At 70.3% G+C, this 17,183-nt stretch carries 15 protein-coding genes; 10 read left to right on the top strand and 5 right to left on the bottom strand.

The window, feature by feature from the left end; translation table 11 throughout:
* Positions 1–30: 30 nt before the first annotated feature.
* On the bottom strand, positions 31–783 hold the full coding sequence (locus IEX91_RS02525; RefSeq protein WP_188876933.1) for a pirin family protein: 753 nt from the start codon (positions 781–783) through the stop codon (positions 31–33).
* A gap of 253 nt (positions 784–1,036) precedes the next feature.
* On the opposite strand from IEX91_RS02525, the gene IEX91_RS02520 reads away from it, so the two are divergent.
* The 7 genes from IEX91_RS02520 (at position 1,037) to IEX91_RS02490 (ending at position 7,717) form a co-directional block, all read left to right on the top strand.
* Positions 1,037–1,453 carry a Rieske (2Fe-2S) protein gene (locus IEX91_RS02520; protein ID WP_188876932.1) on the top strand — a complete coding sequence of 139 codons (417 nt, stop codon included), beginning with the start codon at positions 1,037–1,039 and terminating at the stop codon, positions 1,451–1,453.
* Positions 1,454–1,784: 331 nt separating this feature from the next.
* Positions 1,785–2,198, top strand: coding sequence for a DoxX family protein (locus IEX91_RS02515; protein ID WP_188876931.1), 414 nt, complete (start codon positions 1,785–1,787; stop codon positions 2,196–2,198).
* Positions 2,199–2,292: 94 nt separating this feature from the next.
* Positions 2,293–2,910 carry a TetR/AcrR family transcriptional regulator gene (locus IEX91_RS02510; protein WP_188876930.1) on the top strand — a complete coding sequence of 206 codons (618 nt, stop codon included), beginning with the start codon at positions 2,293–2,295 and terminating at the stop codon, positions 2,908–2,910.
* A gap of 39 nt (positions 2,911–2,949) precedes the next feature.
* Positions 2,950–3,756, top strand: a complete 807-nt coding sequence (locus IEX91_RS02505; protein ID WP_188877346.1) for a CBS domain-containing protein — start codon at positions 2,950–2,952, stop codon at positions 3,754–3,756.
* Between the two features lie 183 nt (positions 3,757–3,939).
* Entirely contained in the window at positions 3,940–6,246 is a 2,307-nt protein-coding gene (locus tag IEX91_RS02500; RefSeq protein ID WP_188876929.1) for a receiver/sensor box histidine kinase, read from the top strand.
* Positions 6,247–6,365: 119 nt separating this feature from the next.
* Positions 6,366–6,872 (top strand): acyl-CoA thioesterase, encoded by a 507-nt coding sequence (locus IEX91_RS02495; protein WP_188876928.1) that lies wholly within the window; start codon positions 6,366–6,368, stop codon positions 6,870–6,872.
* Positions 6,869–7,717, top strand: a complete 849-nt coding sequence (locus IEX91_RS02490) for an MOSC domain-containing protein (protein WP_188876927.1) — start codon at positions 6,869–6,871, stop codon at positions 7,715–7,717. The genes IEX91_RS02495 and IEX91_RS02490 overlap by 4 nt, the downstream gene beginning before the upstream one ends.
* A 67-nt stretch (positions 7,718–7,784) precedes the next feature.
* On the opposite strand, the gene IEX91_RS02485 is transcribed toward IEX91_RS02490, so the two are convergent.
* From IEX91_RS02485 to IEX91_RS02470, 4 genes are all read right to left on the bottom strand, one after another.
* Positions 7,785–8,180 carry a secondary thiamine-phosphate synthase enzyme YjbQ gene (locus tag IEX91_RS02485; RefSeq protein ID WP_188876926.1) on the bottom strand — a complete coding sequence of 132 codons (396 nt, stop codon included), beginning with the start codon at positions 8,178–8,180 and terminating at the stop codon, positions 7,785–7,787.
* A 51-nt stretch (positions 8,181–8,231) separates the two neighbouring features.
* Positions 8,232–9,437, bottom strand: coding sequence for an MFS transporter (locus IEX91_RS02480; protein ID WP_188876925.1), 1,206 nt, complete (start codon positions 9,435–9,437; stop codon positions 8,232–8,234).
* A gap of 151 nt (positions 9,438–9,588) precedes the next feature.
* Positions 9,589–12,213 carry a heavy metal translocating P-type ATPase gene (locus IEX91_RS02475; protein ID WP_188876924.1) on the bottom strand — a complete coding sequence of 875 codons (2,625 nt, stop codon included), beginning with the start codon at positions 12,211–12,213 and terminating at the stop codon, positions 9,589–9,591.
* Between the two features lie 87 nt (positions 12,214–12,300).
* Positions 12,301–13,743: an MATE family efflux transporter gene (locus IEX91_RS02470; RefSeq protein WP_188876922.1), complete on the bottom strand. Its 1,443-nt coding sequence runs from the start codon at positions 13,741–13,743 to the stop codon at positions 12,301–12,303.
* Positions 13,744–13,888: 145 nt separating this feature from the next.
* Here IEX91_RS02470 and IEX91_RS02465 point away from each other — a divergent pair, with 145 nt between their 5' ends.
* The 3 genes from IEX91_RS02465 (at position 13,889) to IEX91_RS02455 (ending at position 16,836) form a co-directional block, all read left to right on the top strand.
* Complete coding sequence (locus IEX91_RS02465) at positions 13,889–15,118, top strand: MFS transporter (RefSeq protein ID WP_188876921.1); 1,230 nt, start codon at positions 13,889–13,891, stop codon at positions 15,116–15,118.
* Positions 15,119–15,212: 94 nt separating this feature from the next.
* The gene (locus tag IEX91_RS02460; RefSeq protein WP_188876920.1) at positions 15,213–16,514 is read left to right on the top strand and encodes an L-lactate MFS transporter; all 1,302 of its coding nucleotides are present in this window, start codon (positions 15,213–15,215) and stop codon (positions 16,512–16,514) included.
* Between the two features lie 127 nt (positions 16,515–16,641).
* Positions 16,642–16,836, top strand: a complete 195-nt coding sequence (locus IEX91_RS02455; protein WP_188876919.1) for a hypothetical protein — start codon at positions 16,642–16,644, stop codon at positions 16,834–16,836.
* Positions 16,837–17,183 lie beyond the last annotated feature (347 nt).

The raw sequence follows: 17,183 nt of genomic DNA, 5'->3' as shown, positions 1-17,183 counted from the left end.
AGTCGGGCGCGCGGTCGGCGCGCTCGCCCCTCAGAGGACGAAGGGGCCGCGCTGCTGGATCGGTTCGTCGTGGGGCCGGCCGGCGACGGCGACGAACCGGAACGTGCCGTCGTCGGCCGCGGCGGTGACGTCGCGGGCGTCCGTGACCGGCAGGACGTCCCCGGCGCCGAACGCGCGGCCGTCGACCGTTCCCTCGCCGTCGACGCCGTAGAGGAACCCGGTCCACCCGTCGGGGACCGACCACGTCCAGGTGTCGGAGACGCGGACGTCGAGGTACTCCATCTCTGTGTGGAGGGCGATGGGCGAGCCCTCGCCGACGACGGTGGTCACGGTCGCGCCGTCGTCCGTCGCGGTCGGGAGTTCGTCCGCGCTCGCGTCGACGTAGTCGGGCTCGACGTCCTTCTTCTCGCGCGGGAGGTTCACCCAGAGCTGGAGGCCGTTGCAGGCCCGTTCGTCGGCGGGGAACTCGGAGTGGCTGATCTCGCGGCCCGTCGTGATCCGCATCGCTTCGTCCTCGTAGGCGGTGTGCTCGACGCCGAGGGAGTCCTCGTGCTCCATCCCGCCCTCGATCATGTACGAGACGATCTCGAACCCCTTGTGCGTGTGCATCGGGAACCCCTTGTCGGGGTCGATGTAGAAGCGCTCGAAGAGGACGAACGGATCGAGGTGGTGGGGGTACGCCTCGGTCGGGAACGCGCGAGTGGACCGGACGCCCGTCCCGTGCCGGACGGTCTGGCCGGCGACCGGGTCCGCCCGGTCGCGCGGCGTCTGGTTACGTGCCATGCGCTCGCCTACGTTGACCAGATGGTAAAGCCTGTCGGGCCCGGGCGGTCGCGTCGGCGTTGACTAATCAGACAGTAAGCTTTTTCCGCGCCACTAAACTACGGAGGAATGGCGTTCGTCGGAACGCCGGCATGTGCTGCGATCGGGGACGACGGGCAAACACCGGGTTTGGCATACACACGGGATCGCCCCGGGGCCCGCCCGGCGTCCCCGAGCAGCACGCTTTTGGCCGCGTCGCTCGTCGGTTGACCGTATGGTCGACGGAACCGAGATCGCGTCGCTCGACGACGTGCCCGAGCTCGGATCGTACCTCTTCACCGCGGAGGATCTGTTCACGAACGAGGAGGAGGTGATCCTCGTCCGCTGCGAGGACGACCCGGGCGTCGAGGCGTGGGTCAACAACTGCCCGCACGAGAGCCAGCGCTTCGACCGGGGCGACGGCGCGCCGATGCGCGACGGCGAGATCATCTGCCCGAAGCACGGGTCGCTCTTCGACAGGTGCACCGGCGAGTGCGACAACGGCGAGGCCGCGGGCACCACCCTACCGTCCGTCGACGTCGCCGTCGACGGCGAAACGATCTACCTCACCGACGACGACTACACCTTCCTCCACGCGGGCCCGATGGACGACGACGAGGGACCCGGGTCGACGTCCCACCTCTCCTTCTGACGCGTCCGGTCGTCGTCCCGCGAGCGGATGACCGGCGAGCGTATTGTACCATACGGTCAACTTTTCGCGTCGCGAGCGACGATCTCACCGGCGAGTGAACGACTGACGACGAGAATGGCGTCGAATGCCGGGTTAGGTGATACGTTCTACGAGTCCGGGAGAGGCGACCAGTCGAACCGCCGTCTCCGGAATCGAGGGGCGAGGTCGTCGCGCGTCCGGGGCCAATCGTAAGACGGATGACTGAACCCGCCGTGAGGTGGAGTATGACGACAGCCGCGACACGACCGATCGGAACGGACGGCGCACACGGAACAACGACGGTGGGCGAGCGATGAGCACGGGCCTCGAAGCCGTCCTGCTCGTCGTCGGCCGCCTCCTCTTCGGTGGCGTCCTCGCCTACACCGGCATCGGGCACTTCACCGGCACCGAGGGGATGGCGCAGTACGCCGAGTACAAGGGACTGCCGGCGCCGAAGCTCTCCGTGCTCGCCTCCGGCGCCCTCCTCGTCGCCTGCGGGATCGGGGTCGTCGTCGGGATCTTCCCCGTCATCGCCGCGATCGTGCTCGCCGTCTTCCTCGTCGTATCCGCTGTTCTGATGCACGACTTCTGGAACGTCGATGAGGAGCAGCGGCAGAGCGAGGTGAACAACTTCCAGAAGAACGTCGCTATGGCGGGCGGCGCGCTCATCCTCGCCTCGGTCGCCGCGGACGGGTGGGCGATGGGGCTCGGCGTCGGCCTCTTCTGAGACGCGCGAGCCGCCCCATCGTGCGGTGTCGCCCGCGGAGGGGAGTCACGCGAACCTCACAACTCGTATAAGGCTCTCAGCCGTACGTTCTCGTATGACCGCTTCGAGTACGTCCCAATCCTCGACCGACACGCGGGAGGCGATCATGGAGGCGACGTTTCGGGCGCTCAGCGAGCACGGGTACAGCAACCTCCGCGTCCGTGACATCGGCGAGGAGTTCGAGAAGAGCCGCACGCTCATCCACTACCACTTCGACGGGAAGCACGATCTCATCTCCGCCTTCCTCGAATACCTCGTCGCGCAGTACGAGAGCGATCCGGAGGTGCCCGCGGACGCCGATCCGTGGGCCGTCCTCGACGAGCGCCTCGATCAGTGCCTCTTCGGGCCCGACGTCGGCGACTTCGATCACTGGGAGCGGATGCGCGTCTACCACGAGCTCTTCTCGCACGCCCGCCACGACGAGCGCCACCGGGAGACGTTCAACGAGCACTACGAGACGATCCGCGGCAACATCTCGCGCGTCCTCGAAGCCGGGATCGAGCGCGGCGTCTTCGCCGACGTCGACGTCGACGACATGACCCAGCTCATCACCGACGTCATCCACGCCGCGCGCGCACGGAAGATCTCGCTCGGCCACGACGACGCGCCCGCCCAGTCGCGCCGAGCGATCGACGAGTTCGTCCTCCCGGCGCTCGAACCCGACGAGGCGTAACGCGCCATGACGGACGATCGAGACGCGACGCTCACGCCGATGGAGTTCGACGAGATCAGCGTCGACGCCTACATGCGGACCGACGTCGACACCGTGGGGCCCGAGGCGTGGGTGACGGACGTCGTCGACCGGCTGACGGCCGGCGCGCGGTACACCGGACTCCCGGTCGTCGACGGGGACGACCACCTCCTCGGGTTCGTCGGCGCGATCGACCTCTTGGAGGTGTACGGCGACGTCCACGTGCACGAGGTGATGACCCGCGAGCTGATCGTCGTCGGCCCGGAGATGTCCGTGAAGGACGCCGCGCGCGTCATCTTCCGCACCGGCCACCAGTTCCTCCCGGTCGTCGACGAGGACGACCGGCTCCTCGGGATGTTCTCGAACGGCGACGCCGTCCGCAGCCAGATCGAGCGCACGACGCCGTCGAAAGTGGAGAGCACGCGCGAGCTCCTCGAACGGACGCACGACGTCGAGGTGCCGGTCTCCGAGCGCGACGTCACCGTCTCCGAGTTGGTGCCGACCCAACGCTCCGTCTACGCGGACGAGCTGGAGGGGCGACGATACGAGCTCGAAAACGGGCTCGCGGAGCCGCTCATCGTCGTCGACTACGGCTACGAGACGCTGCTCGTGGACGGGCACCACCGGGCGCTCGCCGCGGCCCGCGCCGGCATCGACCGGATGCACGCCCACGTGCTCACGGTCTCCCCCGACGACGTCCCCGACCTCGGTCTCCGCGAGATGGCGCGCCTCGGCGGCCTCCGGTCGCTCGACGACGTGGAGGTCGACGACTACGTCCGACATCCGCTGATCCGGAAGACCGACCCGGACGCACACGACGCGGCGTGACGCGGGGAGGAATCCGGCACGCGGACGGGACGACGGACGAAGATCCCACGGCACGCGGACGGGCGGGCGGGCGCAGGCGGTCAGTTGCCTCCGAGGTCGAGATCGTAGACGAACGAGATCCAACGATGAGACGGGCGAAGGACGTTAAGTGGCCGGGAGCGTACGTCTCGTATCGACCTCCGTATGTCCGGGACACCACCATCGACGTCGCGCGTGCCGTCCTCCGAGCGACGGTCGCCGCCGCGGCAGATCCGCGTCCTCTACGTCGACGACGACCGGGCCGTCGCCGAGCTGGCCGCGGCGCAGCTCACCCGCCACGACGAGCGGTTCGCGGTCACGATCGAGACGGCCCCCGAGGAAGCGCTCGAACGCGTCCGCGAGGACCCGAGGCAGTTCGACTGCGTCGTGAGCGACTACGAGATGTCGACGATGGACGGCCTCGCACTCCTCGACGCCGTCCGCGAACGCGACGAACGCCTCCCGTTCGTCCTCTTCACGGGAGCGGGCAGCGAGGAGCTCGCCAGCGAGGCCATCGCGCGCGGCGTCACCGACTACCTCCCGAAGAGCGGGGGGACCGAGCAGTACGCCGTGCTCGCCGACCGCGTCCGCGACCTCGACGTCGCAGCGGGGGACGATCGGGCCGTCGAGATGAAACTGCCGGCGATCGAGGCCGCACCGGTGGGGATCGCCATCAGCGACCCCCACCGGGCGGACAACCCCCTCGTCTACGTCAACGAGCGCTTCGAGGCGCTGACTGGCTACGACGAGTCGGAGATACTCGGACGGAACTGTCGGTTCCTGCAGGGCGAGGAGACCGCGGAGGCGGCCGTCGCCGAGCTCCGGGCGGGGATCGACGCCGAGGAGCACGTCAGCGTCGAGGTGCTGAATTACCGGAAGGACGGGACGACGTTCTGGAATCAGGTCGACGTCGCCCCCCTGTACGACGACGCGGGGGAGCTGACGCACTTCGTCGGCTTCCAGCGGGACGTCACCGAGCGCCACGAACACGAGGCGCGCGTGGAGGCCGACGCGGCGAAACTGGAAGCGCTCTTCGAGAACTCCCCGGACATGATCGAGGTCCTCGACGCCGCGGGGGGACGCCGCGCGGTGAACCGCCGGCTGTGCGAGGAACTCGGCTACGAGGAGTCGACGCTGCTCGACACGGCCGTGTGGGAGACCGACCGGCTGACGACGCCGGACGAGGTCCGCGAGCGACTGGCGGGGATGGACGACGGCGATCGCCGGCGCTTCGAGGGAGAGCTCGAACGGGACGACGGGTCGACGTTCCCCGTCGAAGTCCACCTGATCCGGTTCGACGTCGACGGCGAGCGGCGGTTCGTGTCCGTCATCCGCGACGTCACCGAGCAGAAGCGCCGCGAGGAGACGCTTCGCGCGCTCTACCAGTCCACGCAGTCGCTGATGGACGCGGCCGATCAGCAGGCGGTCGCGGACGAGGCCGTCGAGACGGCACGAAGCGTCCTCGATCGCCCGCTCAACACCCTCTGGCTGTACGACGAGGACGCGGACGCTCTCCGGCCGGCCGCGACCACGGCGGAGACGCGCGCCGTGTTCGACGGACTCCCCACGTACACGGGCGGCGAGAGCCTCGCGTGGGAGGCGTTCCAGAACGGCGAGGTGGCCGTCTACGACGACCTCGGAGCGGAGGAGGGGCGGTACAACGCGGAGACGGTGGTCGGGAGTGAGATCACGCTCCCGCTCGGACCGTACGGCGTGCTGACGATCGGGTCGCGCGAGACCGACGCGTTCGACGACGAGGAGACGTGGCGTGCTCGACTCTTCGCGCGGACCGTCGAGTCCGCGCTCGCGCAAACCCATCGGGAGGAGGAGCTACGCGCGCAGCGGGCGGAGCTCGAACGGCAGAACGACCGCCTCGACGCGTTCGCGGGCGTCGTCTCCCACGACCTCCGCACGCCGCTCAACGTCGCGGACGGCTACCTCGAGCTCATGGCGGCGGACGTCGACGACGAGCGGATCGCGAAAGCCCGGGACGCGCTCGATCGGATGGACGGGATCATCGAGGAGACGCTGACGCTCGCCCGACAGGGCCGGACGGTCGGCGAGATGGAGGACGTCGGGTTGAGCGAGCTCGCGCGCCGGTGCTGGGAGCGCGTCGAGACGGGCGCCGCCACGCTCGACGTCGAGAGCGACCGAGCGCTTCGCGGGGACCGCGATCGGCTCCAGCACGTCTTCGAGAACCTCTTCCGGAACGCCGTCGAGCACGGCGGCGACGACGTGACGGTGACCGTGGGCACGCTCGACGACGGGGGAGGGTTCTACGTCGCGGACGACGGGGCCGGCATCCCGCCGGACCAACGCGACGTCGTCCTCGAACCCGGGCACTCGACGGGCGGCGACGGCGTCGGGTTCGGGCTGGCCATCGTCGCGGAGATCGTCGACGCGCACGGCTGGACGATCGAGGTGACCGAGAGCGCGGCGGGCGGTGCGCGCTTCGAGATCCGGACCGCGTGACGAGAGACGGCCGCGTCGGTCGCGCGAGCGCGGGCGCGGGCGCGGGAGCGGGCGGCCGCCGGCGGCCACGCCCGCGGAACACCACCGAGTTAAATGGGGCGACGACGTACGGTCCGAACATGACAGACTCGGCGACGCTCGGGTCGTCGCTCACCGAGCGGACGGAGGTCCTGATGCCGGAGGGAACGAATCACTTGGGTCGCGCGTTCGGCGGTCGCATCCTCGAGTGGATGGACGTCGTCGCCTCGGTCGCCTGCCGGCGCTTCGCCGGCACGCAGGTCGTCACCGCGAGCATCGACCACGTCGACTTCCACGCGCCCATCGCCGTCGGCGACGTGGTCACCATCGAGGCGTACGTCTTCGACGCCGGGCGGACGAGTCTCACCGTCCGGACGACCGTGCGGGCGGAGGACCCCGAGAACGACGAGGAGTGGGACGTCACGGGCGCGTTCTTCACCTTCGTCGCCGTCGACGACGACGATCGGCCGACGGCCGTCCCGTCGCTCGACTGCCCGAGCGAGAACGAGCGTGCGCTCCGCGAACGCGCCCTCGATCGGCGCCGCGAGCACCGCGAGGACCTGCTCGAACGACTCGACGCGGAAGGGACGAACGCCGAGGCAGAATGACCGACGCCGATCCTCACCTCGCCGGGATCCGGGTCTATCCGGTGAAGTCACTCGATCCGGACCCGCGAACGCGGGCACGCGTCCTCGCCGACGGCGGGCTCACCCACGACCGGGCGTACGCGATCCGCGACGCCGACGGCCGGTACGTCAACGGGAAGCGAGAGCCCGCGGTCCACGGGATCGACGCGACGTTCGACCCGGCCGATCACGCGCTCGCCCTCCGCACGCGCTCTCGCGACCGCGAGTCCCGACCCGACGGGGCGCTCTCAGCGACTACCGTCTCGCTCGCCGACGAGTCCGGACGCGACGCCGCCGCCGACTGGCTCTCGACGTATTTCGACTATCCCGTGACGCTCGACCACGACGGGACGGGCGGCTTCCCCGACGACACGACGGCGCACGGCCCGACCGTCGTCTCGACGGCGACGCTCGACGCGATCGGCGACTGGTTCGACCTCGGGACGGAGAGCGTGCGCCGGCGCTTTCGTCCGACGCTGGAGATCGGCGGCGTCCCCGCGTTCTGGGAGGACCGCCTGTACGCGGACCGCGAGCACGTCGTTCGCTTCCGAATCGGGGACGCCGAGTTCCTCGGGACGAACCCCTGTTCGCGCTGCGCCGTGCCCTCGCGCGATCCCGAGACGGGCGACGCGATCGAGGGGTTCCGCGAGACGTTCGTCGAGCGCCGCGAGGCGACCCGGCCCGCGTGGGCCGACGAAGCGTGGTTCGATCACCACTATCGCCTCGCGGTGAACACCGCGGTTCCCGAAGCGACGGTGGGAGCGACCCTCACCGTCGGCGACGCGGTGACGGTCCTCGACGTCGAGGCCGGCAATCCGCAGTCCTGAGCGTCGGCGGGCGGCGAGCCGACTCGCCTCACGCGACGACGTATCGGCGGGCGGCTGAGCGGCGCGGTCACGCGATCGTCGGCGCGACGCGGACGTCGATCGAGCGCGTCCGCGGGCCGTCGCACTCCACGAAGAGCACCGACTGCCACGTCCCGAGGTCGAGCGACCCGTCGGCGACGGGGACGCTGACGCTCGATCCGAGGAGGAGCGCGCGGAGGTGGGCGTCCGCGTTGTCGTCGATCGCGTCGTGCGCGTAGTCGTCGTCCGGGACGAGGCGCGCGAGCGCGGCCTCGACGTCGTCCAACAGCCCCGATTCGGCCTCGTTGACGACGACGCCGGCGGTCGTGTGCGGGACGAAGACGGTGCAGACGCCGCGCTCGACATCGGACGGAACCGCGTCCGCGACGCGCGCGGTGACGTCCGTCACGGCGAGGCGATCGGTGGTGTCGATGGAGAGTCGCACGCGCGTCGATGAGGAGAGCGAGCGAGAAGAGCGGTTCGCTCGACGGCCGACTCAGCGTCTGCGTCGCATCGCCGCGACGACCACGGCGCCGAGGAAGAAACACCCGGCGATGGCGACGACGGCGTCGAGGTAGGAGAAGCGGGTGATGACCCCGCCGAGGACGACGGGCGCGACCGCGCCGCCGATCGGCAGACCGGTGTAGACGAGGCCGAAGCTCTTGCCGGTGTCCTCGGTGCCCGAGAGGGCGTTCGTGATGCGATCGCGGGCGGGGAGCGAGACGCCGAAGCCCGCGCCGGCGACCGCCCACACCGCGACGAACGCCGTCCGGCCGAGGTCGAACGCGACGCTCGCGCCGAGGACGAGCGCCGTCCACGAGAGGCCGACGACGATGATCGCGAAGGCGTCGTACCGGTCCGCGAGCCACCCGCCGATCAGAACCGTGACCGCGGTCACGCCGAGGAGCGCGGTCAGCGCCGTGTTCCCGACGACCGTCGAGAGGCTGAGGTGTTCCACCGCGAACGCCGTCGTGTACGTCTGAAGGCCGGTGTCTGCGAGCGTCACCAGCAGGAAGAACGCGAACATCCCGGCGACGAGCGGGCGCGTGAGCAACCCGACGCTGGCGAAGAGCGACCCGCGCCCCGCGTCGTCGTCGGACGGACCGGCGGCGTTCACGGCGCGGAGCGCGCGGCGGTGGACGGGGGCGAGCGCGACGGCGAGCACGCCGGCGTAGACGAGGCCGACGGCCCCGACGACGACGAGCGCGGTGCGCCAGTCGGCGAGCGCGGCGATGCCCGTCGTGAGCACGGGCGCGGCGGCGAAGCCGACGAAGCCGCCGAAGGAGTGGACGCTGAACTGTTTGCCCTCGCGGTCGGCGTCGCCGGCCGCGTCGAGGAGCGCGTAGTTCCCCGGGTGGAACGGCGATTGGCCGACGCCGGAGAGGAACGCGCAGACGAGAACGTGGAGGTAGGTGGTGGCGAACCCCGCGGCCACGATGCTCGCCGCGGTCACCGCGAGGCCGGCGACGACGGCGCGCTTACCCCCGACTCGATCGACGAGCTCGCCCGCGGGCACCTGACAGAGGAACTGCGCGGCGTAGATGAGCGTCACGCTCACCGCGAGACGCGTCACCGAGACGTCGAAGGTCCCCGCGATGAGCGGGAACAGCGGCGGGAACGCGAGGAGGTAGACGTGCGAGAGGAGGTGATCGGCGCTCACGAGCGTCGTCACGCCGAGGACGCCGGACGCGCGTCGCGTCATCGCGCGCCGCGGACGGGAGTGACTGCGAAGCGATACCGTCGGCGTTGAATCGAGATCGACATATCGGGGGATAGCGACGGCCCGGGCCTAAGCGTTTCCGTCGACTGTCACGTGCGCAAAGCGGGACTGGTCCCGCTGAGCGCGACGTCTCTCAGAGCACCGAGTACTCCTCGGACGGATCGTATCGCCGGAACAGGAGACTGTTCGAGAGCACGCTCACGCTGCTGAACGCCATCGCGGCGGCGGCGAGCGCGGGCATCATCAGCCCGAGCGAGGCCAGCGGGATGAGGACGGTGTTGTAGCCGAGCGCCCAGAAGAGGTTCTGTTCGATCTTCCGGAGCGTCGCGTCCGAGATGTTGACGGCCTTCAGGACGTCCGCGGGGTCGTCGCGCATCAGCGTGACGTCCGCGGCCTCGATGGCGACATCCGTCCCGGAGCCGATGGCCGCGCCGACGTACGCGGCGGCGAGCGCGGGCGCGTCGTTCACGCCGTCGCCGACCATCATGGCGCGCGAGCCGTCCGACTGGATGGCGTCGACGGCGTCTGCCTTCTCGTCCGGGAGCACCTCGGCGCGGACGTTCTCGGCGGGGATGCCGAGCTCGTCGGCGACGGCGCGCGCCGTCCGCTCGTTGTCGCCGGTGAGCATCCGCACCGTGAGGCCGCGCTCCTGCAGGCCGTCGACGGCGCGCTTCGCGGAGGGTTTCACCGTGTCCGCGGCCGCGACGACGCCGGCGAGCCGGCCGTCGATGGCGACGAGCATCGCCGTCTTCCCTTCGGATTCGAGGCGTTCGCGGACGTCCGCGGCGGCGTCGACCGGGACGCCGGCGTCCGCGAGGAGCGCGGGGTTGCCAACGAGCACGTCGCGGCCGTCGACCGTCGCGCGCACGCCCTTCCCGGCGGCGTTCTCGAAGCCGGTCGGCGTCGTCGGATCGATGCCGCGCTCCGCGGCGCCGTCGACGACGGCGTCGGCCAGCGGGTGTTCGCTTCCGGACTCCGCGCTCGCGGCCGCGTAGAGCAGGTCCGTTTCGGGAGCAGTGGGTGTCGCGCCATCGCCGCCTTCCGCGGCCGCGGTGGCGCCGGCGCCGTCGGCACGCGTCTCGCCCTCCGGTCGGCCGCCGTCGGCCGCGGTGCGATCGAGCGCCACGACGTCCGTGAGCGTCATCTCGCCCTCGGTGAGCGTCCCGGTCTTGTCGAAGACGACGGTGTCGACGTCGCGGACGCGTTCGAGGACGTCGCCGCCGGTGAAGAGGACGCCGTTGGTCGCGCCGATCGACGTGCCGATCATCGTCGCCGCGGGCGTGGCGAGGCCGAGCGCGCAGGGGCACGCGACGAGCACCGCGGAAGCGAAGACGACGACGGCGAACTCGAAGACGCTCACCGTCCCGCCGGCGACGACCGGTCCGCCGCCGACGAGCCCCCAGAGCGGAAGCCAGTCGACGAACCCCGCGAGCGTCGCGGGCGCGGCGTACCAGAGGATCCCCCAGAGGAGGGCGTTGGCGATCACCGCGGGGACGAAGTACGCGCTGATGCGGTCGGCGAGGTTCTGCACCTCGGGCTGGCGCGATTGGGCCTCGCGGACCGTCTCGACGATCTGCTGGAGCGCGGTCTCCGAGCCGACCTTCGTCGCCTCGACGACGAGCCGGCCGTTCTCGTTGACGGTTCCCCCGACGACATCGTCGCCGGGCGTCTTACCGACGGGTTCGGACTCGCCGGTCACCATCGACTCGTCGACCGCCGACTCCCCCTCGACGACGACGCCGTCAGTCGGCACCTTCTCGCCGGGCTTGACGACGAGGCGATCGCCGACCGCGACCACGGAGACTTCGACCTCGCGCTCTTCGCCGTCCCGGAGGACGCGCGCGGTGTCGGCCTCCATCTCCAGGAGGGACTGGATGGCCTCGCCGGCGCGGCTCTTCGAGCGCGCCTCGAGGTAGTTGCCGAGCGTGATGAACGTGAGGATGAACACGGCGCTGTCGAAGTACGTCCCGCCGGCGACGAGTCCCACGAGGGTCGCCACGCTGTAGACGTACGCCGTGGACGACCCGAGCGCGATGAGGACGTCCATGTTCGCCCGGCCGTTCGTCACGAGCGCCGTGTACGAGTTCTCGTAGAACTCCTTCCCGAGGACGTACTGGACCGGCGTGGCGAGGACGAAGCCGACGACGTCCATCGGGAGGTCCGTCCCGGGGATCGTCGCCGGGAGCGCGTCGGGCGCGAACAGTCCTTCGAGCATCAGCGCGAACAGTGGGAGGGCGAACGCCGCGCCGAACAGCGTGAGGTTCCGCTGTCTGCGCGTCTCGGCGCGCCGCGCGGCCGTCGCCGCGCTCTCGTCGTCGTCTCGGTCGCGCTCCGTCTCCGCCTCGCGGACGGGCGAGTAGCCCGCGTCCGCGATCGCGTCGTAGAGATCCGCTATCGACGCCGTCGCGGGGTTGTAGCGGACGCGCGCCTCGTCGGTCGCGAAGTTCACGTCCGCCTCGATCACGCCGGGCGTCCCGAGGAGCGCGTCGTGGACGGTCTGCGAACAGTTCGCACACGACATGTCGGTGATCGTGATCGTCACCGTCTCGTCAACGGGATCGTATCCCGCGTCCGCGATCGCGCCGTAAATCGCCGCGATCGACACCGACTCCGAGTCGTACGTGACGCTCGCCTCGTCGGTGGCGAAGTTCGCGCTCGCCTCGACGACGCCGTCGAGGTCGGAGAGGGCGTCCTCGATGGTCGCCGAGCAGTTGGCGCAGGACATCCCCTGGACGTCTATCCGCTCGGTTCTGGGCATGCGTGCGTCTACGTCCTCCCGGTTCAACGGGCTTGCCCTTACGGAACGTAAGCGAGACGGCCGTCCGACTTCGGCTTCGAAGGTCGATCAGTCGCCCGCGGTGTCGTCTGGTCGGTAGCCGCGGCTGATGGCGCGCCACGCGCCGGTGCGAAAGCGGTAGTAGTTGACGAGGGCGGGAACGGTCGTCTCGGCGAAGAGCGCGAGGTAGATCCCGCCGATCCCGAGCGGCGTCGTCGCGCCGAGATAGGTGAGCGGGACGGCGAGGACGAACATCCCGACGACGCGCCCGTAGAACGGCCAGCGGGTGTCACCGGTGGCGTCGAGAGCGCCGTCGAGGGCGCGGGCGACCCCCTGCGGAACGACGGCGACCGCGGCGACGCGGACGAGGTCGCGGGCGATCGGAACGACGGGACCGGTGGGATCGTCGACGAACAGGCGGACGATCGGTCCGGCGAACGCGACGACGAGGAGGCCCGCGAGCAGGTAGGTGGCGGCCGAGAAGACGGCGATCTCGCGGCCGTGGACCTCGGCTGTGGCCTCGTCGTCGCGGCCGAGCGCCTGTCCGACGAGGCTGCTCGCGGCGAGGCCGAACCCCCAACCCGGCGTGTTCAACAGACCCCAGACGCGTCGAGTGACGACGTACGCCGCGAGGACGTCGCTCCCGAGGAGACCGACGAACGCGAGCATCGGGAAGCGCGCGACCGTCCAGATGCCGTTTCGGCCGACGACCGGCACGCCGATCGTGAGGACGTCGCGGACGAACCCCGGGCGGAGGTACGGGCCGCGCGGGGAGACGGTCACGGGGAAGTCGACGAGCCCCGGGAGCCCGCCGCGCGCGAACCCGACGACGAAGACGACGGCGACGATGGCGTTCGAGACTGTGGTGCCGTAGCCGGCGCCGGCGGCGCCCAGATCGAAGCCGAAGACGAGGACGGCGTTCAGCGCGATGTTCGCGGCCGCGCCGCCCGCGCGGACGACCATCGGCGTCCACGCGTCGTCCGCGCCGACGAGCGCGCGACTGCCGACGAGGTTCAGCGCGGCGAGCGGAACGCCGACGCCGAGCGCGCGGAGGTAGGCCGCCCCGTAGCCGATCGCCGCCGCGTCGTCCGTGAGGAGGCCGACGAGGTCCGCGGGGACGGCGACGAACAGCGCGGCGAGCGGGAGGGAGAGGAGGACGACGAGGAGCGCGCTCGTCCGGACGGCCTGCGCGAGTTCGTCCGTCGCGCCGGCGCTGTACCGTTGGGAGACGAGCGCGATGGTGCCCGCGGCGAGACCGCCGCCGAGCGCGAACACGAGCCCCCAGTAGGGGCTGGCGTAGCCGACGCCCGCGATGGCGCTCGCGCCGAGGGCGACGCCGACCATCGCCACGTCCGCCGCCCCCTTCGACATCCGCGCGAGGCCGGTGACGATGCGGGGCCACGCGAGGTCGGCCGTGCGGCGGACGTTCGCGGGCTCGACGAGCCCGAGTCGGGAGAGCGCGAGGCCGAGCCGGAGGAGGACGGCGCGGACGGGGTTCGGGAGAGAGGACACGGTGGCGTCCCGGACGGTAGGTCGGGGGGCCCTTTGGCCGTTCGCACATCGGCCGCCCCGCCGGACCGGACCGACAACACGCCGACAGCGCCCGCGGCGCGCGAGGCGACGCGTATAATCGGGTCGAGCGTGTACGACGGCTCGGATGGACCTCGGCGTCGACGCGCATCGGTGGGCCCCCTCGGCCGTACAGCGCGACCGAGCGGTCCTCGCCCTCGTCGTCTTCGTCGTCCTGTTCGCCCAGGTGCTCCTCTATCCGGGGATCACCGATCTCGTCGCCGCGCTCGGGCGCGCGCCGTCGCTCGACGCCGGCACGTGGTTCCTCGGGGCCGAGTTCGTCGCCTTCGTCCTCTTCGCCGGACTCTGGGGCTACCTGAGCGACCGCACCGGCCGCCGGACGGCGTTCATCGTCGCGGGCGCGCTCGGCGGCGCGCTCGGCTACCTCTCGCTCGCCGCCCTCGGCCGCGGTGGCGACGTTCCGTTCGCCCTCCTGCTCGTCGTCCGCTTCGCGCAGGGCGCGTTCACCATCGGCGCGCTCTCCCTGGCGATGACGATGCTGATGGACTTAGAGGGCGGCCACGGGAAGAACATGGGCGCGGCGGGCATCGCGATCGGCTCGGGGACGGCGCTCGGCGCACCGCTCGGGGGACAGCTCTACGAGCGGGGCGTCCTCGTCCCGCTCTGGACCGCCGGCGCGGGACTCCTCGTCGCGGCGCTGTTGGCGACGCGCGTGGCCGATCGCGCGCCGAGCGGGGACGGCCGGGCGGTCGGACTGCGCGACGTCGCCGCGCGCGTCCGCGCGACTCCCGATCTCAGCTTCCCGTACGCCTTCGGCTTCATGGACCGGCTCACCGCGGGGTTCTTCGCGCTCGTCGGCACCGTCTACTTCCGCGAGACGTTCGGCCTCGACGCGGGCGGCGCGGGCCTCGTCCTCGGGCTCTTCTTCGCGCCGTTCGCGCTCCTCCAGTACCCGCTCGGCGTCGTCTCGGACCGCGTGGGACGGACGGTCCCTATCGTCGTCGGCTCGGTCTGCTACGGGGCCGTCGTGATCGCCGTCGCGCTCGCGCCGACGCTCGCGCTCGCCGCGGGCGCGATGGTCGTCCTCGGGGTCTGCGGGGCGCTCGTCTCCCCGGCGACGATGGCGCTCGTCACGGACATCGCCGCGGACGACGAGCGCGGCGTCGCCATGGGCGGCTTCAACGTCTTCGGCAACCTCGGCTTCCTCGCCGGGTTCGTCGTCGGGAGCGTCGTCGCCGACGCGGCCGGCTACACCGCCGCGTTCCTGACCGCGGGGGTGCTCGAGGCCGGCATCGTCCTCCTCACGCTCCCCGCGTTCCTCCGGCTCGACGTCCTCGGGCGCAGTCGAGATACATAACACGAGAAAGATCCGGCAGTTACGGCCGCTTTAACGCCGGTTAGTAATTCCGAATCGAGAGGGTTTATGGTCCCCGCAGTTCAGACCAAAGATCATGGGTAATAACGGTGCAGACAAGAACAGATGGCTGATCGCGGTCGGTGCGGTCGCCATCCACCTCTCCATCGGTGGAATCTACGCGTACAGCATCTACCAGAACCCGCTCCAGAGCGCGCTCGGCTGGGATACCTCGAGCGTCTCGCTGGCGTTCTCCATCGCCATCTTCGTGCTCGGGATGACGGCGGCGTTCCTCGGCAGCTACGTCGAGAAGTACGGCCCGCGGAAGTCCGGCCTCGCGGCCGCCGTCCTCTACGGAGTCGGGATCATCGGTGCCGGTCTCTCCGTACAGATCGGGAGCCTCTACCTGTTCTTCGCCACCTTCGGCATCATCGGCGGGATGGGGCTCGGGCTCGGTTACATCTCCCCGATCGGGACGCTCCTCGAATGGTTCCCGGATCGCCGCGGGATGGCGACCGGTCTCGCCGTCATGGGCTTCGGTGCCGGCGCGCTCCTCACCAGCCCGCTCGGTAACGCGCTGATGTTGAACTTCAGCACCGGCTCCGCGCAGTACACGCAGTCCGGCATCGCCACGACGTTCTACGTGCTCGGTGCGCTCTACTTCGTCCTCATGGCGCTCGGCGCGAGCTACCTCGCCAAGCCGAACGAGGGGTGGCTCCCGTCGGGCATGGAGCAGACCGAAGCGGCACAGGAGAAGGCGAAGTCCGCCATCTCCGGTCTCTCGAACCTCACCGCCGCGGAAGCGCGGAAGACGCCGCGCTTCTACATGATCTGGCTCATCATCTTCATCAACGTCTCCGCGGGCATCATGCTCCTCGCGTACGCCTCCCCGATCCTGCAGACGCTCGGCGGCGCGTCCGCGACGACGGCCGCGTTCATCACCGGCTACATCGGGATCTTCAACGGCGGCGGCCGCATCTTCTGGTCGAGCCTCTCCGACTACATCGGCCGGACGACGACCTACGGTGCGTTCTTCGTCATCCAGATCCTCGCGTTCTTCATGCTCCCGCAGGTCACGGGCGTCTGGATCATCGCCATCACGCTGTTCATCATCATCACGTGTTACGGCGGCGGCTTCGCGTGTCTGCCGGCGTACCTCAGCGACCTGTTCGGCACGAAGGAGGTCAGCGCGATCCACGGTTACGCGCTCACCGCGTGGGGTCTCGCCGGCGTCGCCGGTCCGACCCTCGCCTCGACCATCCTCGAATCCACGGGGAGCTACACGACGGCGCTCTACATCATCAACGCCGTCCTCGTCGTCGGCCTCGCCATCGTCCTCATCCTGCGCTGGCGGATCGGGAAGGTCGGCGAGCAGAGCGCGGCGGCCGCGGCGAACTAACGGCGTCCTCGCCCCGCATCGCGCGCGAATCACGCGGACTCGGTTTCTTCGGCCGACGACCCGTCGAGTGCGCCGCGCTCGCGACGAGACCCGTACCTTTTTCTTTAGGTGTCCCTAAACGAGGCGTATGTCACCATCGCGTCGTTCGTCTCGGGTCGAGCGGTCGGACGACCCCGACGGTCGGAGCAGGACGGACGAGTCGGAGAACGAGGCACCGACAGTCAACTGCCGCGAGCTACACTCCGAGCGCCGAGTCTTCACCGAGGACGGGAACAGCGAGGGCTGGATCTCGACCGACTTCACCGTCGTTCCCGAAGCGTAACGCCGACCGTCACCGAACCCCCGACTTCTCTCTCGCGGTTTCCGCGTCGACGTTCGAGACGTACGCGTATCAGTGGCAGCGGGCAACGGGCACGGAGAGCGGACAGCGGACGCGATAACGATCGACGGGAGTCGACGGCGGAGCCGGTACGACGACGTACCGAACCGGGGACGAAGCGAGAGGGGTGCGAGAAGACGAACCGTTTCAGTCGTCGGTAGCGCGGAGCCTCCGTCCTCAGCGAGCGAAGCGAGTAGGGCGGAGAGGAAGGGCGTTCGCGCACCTTTAAGACCGCCCGCGCCGTATCCTGTGCTACTGCCGTCCTCGCACACGTCGGGGTCGGTAGGCGT

The organism is Halarchaeum nitratireducens (assembly GCF_014647155.1).
Classification (GTDB): Archaea; Halobacteriota; Halobacteria; order Halobacteriales; family Halobacteriaceae; genus Halarchaeum; species Halarchaeum nitratireducens.
The sequence above is the reverse complement of the archived record's forward strand: the minus strand, read 5'-3'. Positions and strand labels throughout refer to the sequence as shown.

Coding starts and splice junctions, on each gene's coding strand:
- IEX91_RS02525 (WP_188876933.1), bottom strand. CDS start 783: ATGGCACGTAACCAGACGCCGCGCGACCGGGCGGACCCGGTCGCCGGC.
- IEX91_RS02520 (WP_188876932.1), top strand. CDS start 1,037: ATGGTCGACGGAACCGAGATCGCGTCGCTCGACGACGTGCCCGAGCTC.
- IEX91_RS02515 (WP_188876931.1), top strand. CDS start 1,785: ATGAGCACGGGCCTCGAAGCCGTCCTGCTCGTCGTCGGCCGCCTCCTC.
- IEX91_RS02510 (WP_188876930.1), top strand. CDS start 2,293: ATGACCGCTTCGAGTACGTCCCAATCCTCGACCGACACGCGGGAGGCG.
- IEX91_RS02505 (WP_188877346.1), top strand. CDS start 2,950: ATGGAGTTCGACGAGATCAGCGTCGACGCCTACATGCGGACCGACGTC.
- IEX91_RS02500 (WP_188876929.1), top strand. CDS start 3,940: ATGTCCGGGACACCACCATCGACGTCGCGCGTGCCGTCCTCCGAGCGA.
- IEX91_RS02495 (WP_188876928.1), top strand. CDS start 6,366: ATGACAGACTCGGCGACGCTCGGGTCGTCGCTCACCGAGCGGACGGAG.
- IEX91_RS02490 (WP_188876927.1), top strand. CDS start 6,869: ATGACCGACGCCGATCCTCACCTCGCCGGGATCCGGGTCTATCCGGTG.
- IEX91_RS02480 (WP_188876925.1), bottom strand. CDS start 9,437: ATGACGCGACGCGCGTCCGGCGTCCTCGGCGTGACGACGCTCGTGAGC.
- IEX91_RS02475 (WP_188876924.1), bottom strand. CDS start 12,213: ATGCCCAGAACCGAGCGGATAGACGTCCAGGGGATGTCCTGCGCCAAC.
- IEX91_RS02465 (WP_188876921.1), top strand. CDS start 13,889: ATGGACCTCGGCGTCGACGCGCATCGGTGGGCCCCCTCGGCCGTACAG.
- IEX91_RS02460 (WP_188876920.1), top strand. CDS start 15,213: ATGGGTAATAACGGTGCAGACAAGAACAGATGGCTGATCGCGGTCGGT.
- IEX91_RS02455 (WP_188876919.1), top strand. CDS start 16,642: ATGTCACCATCGCGTCGTTCGTCTCGGGTCGAGCGGTCGGACGACCCC.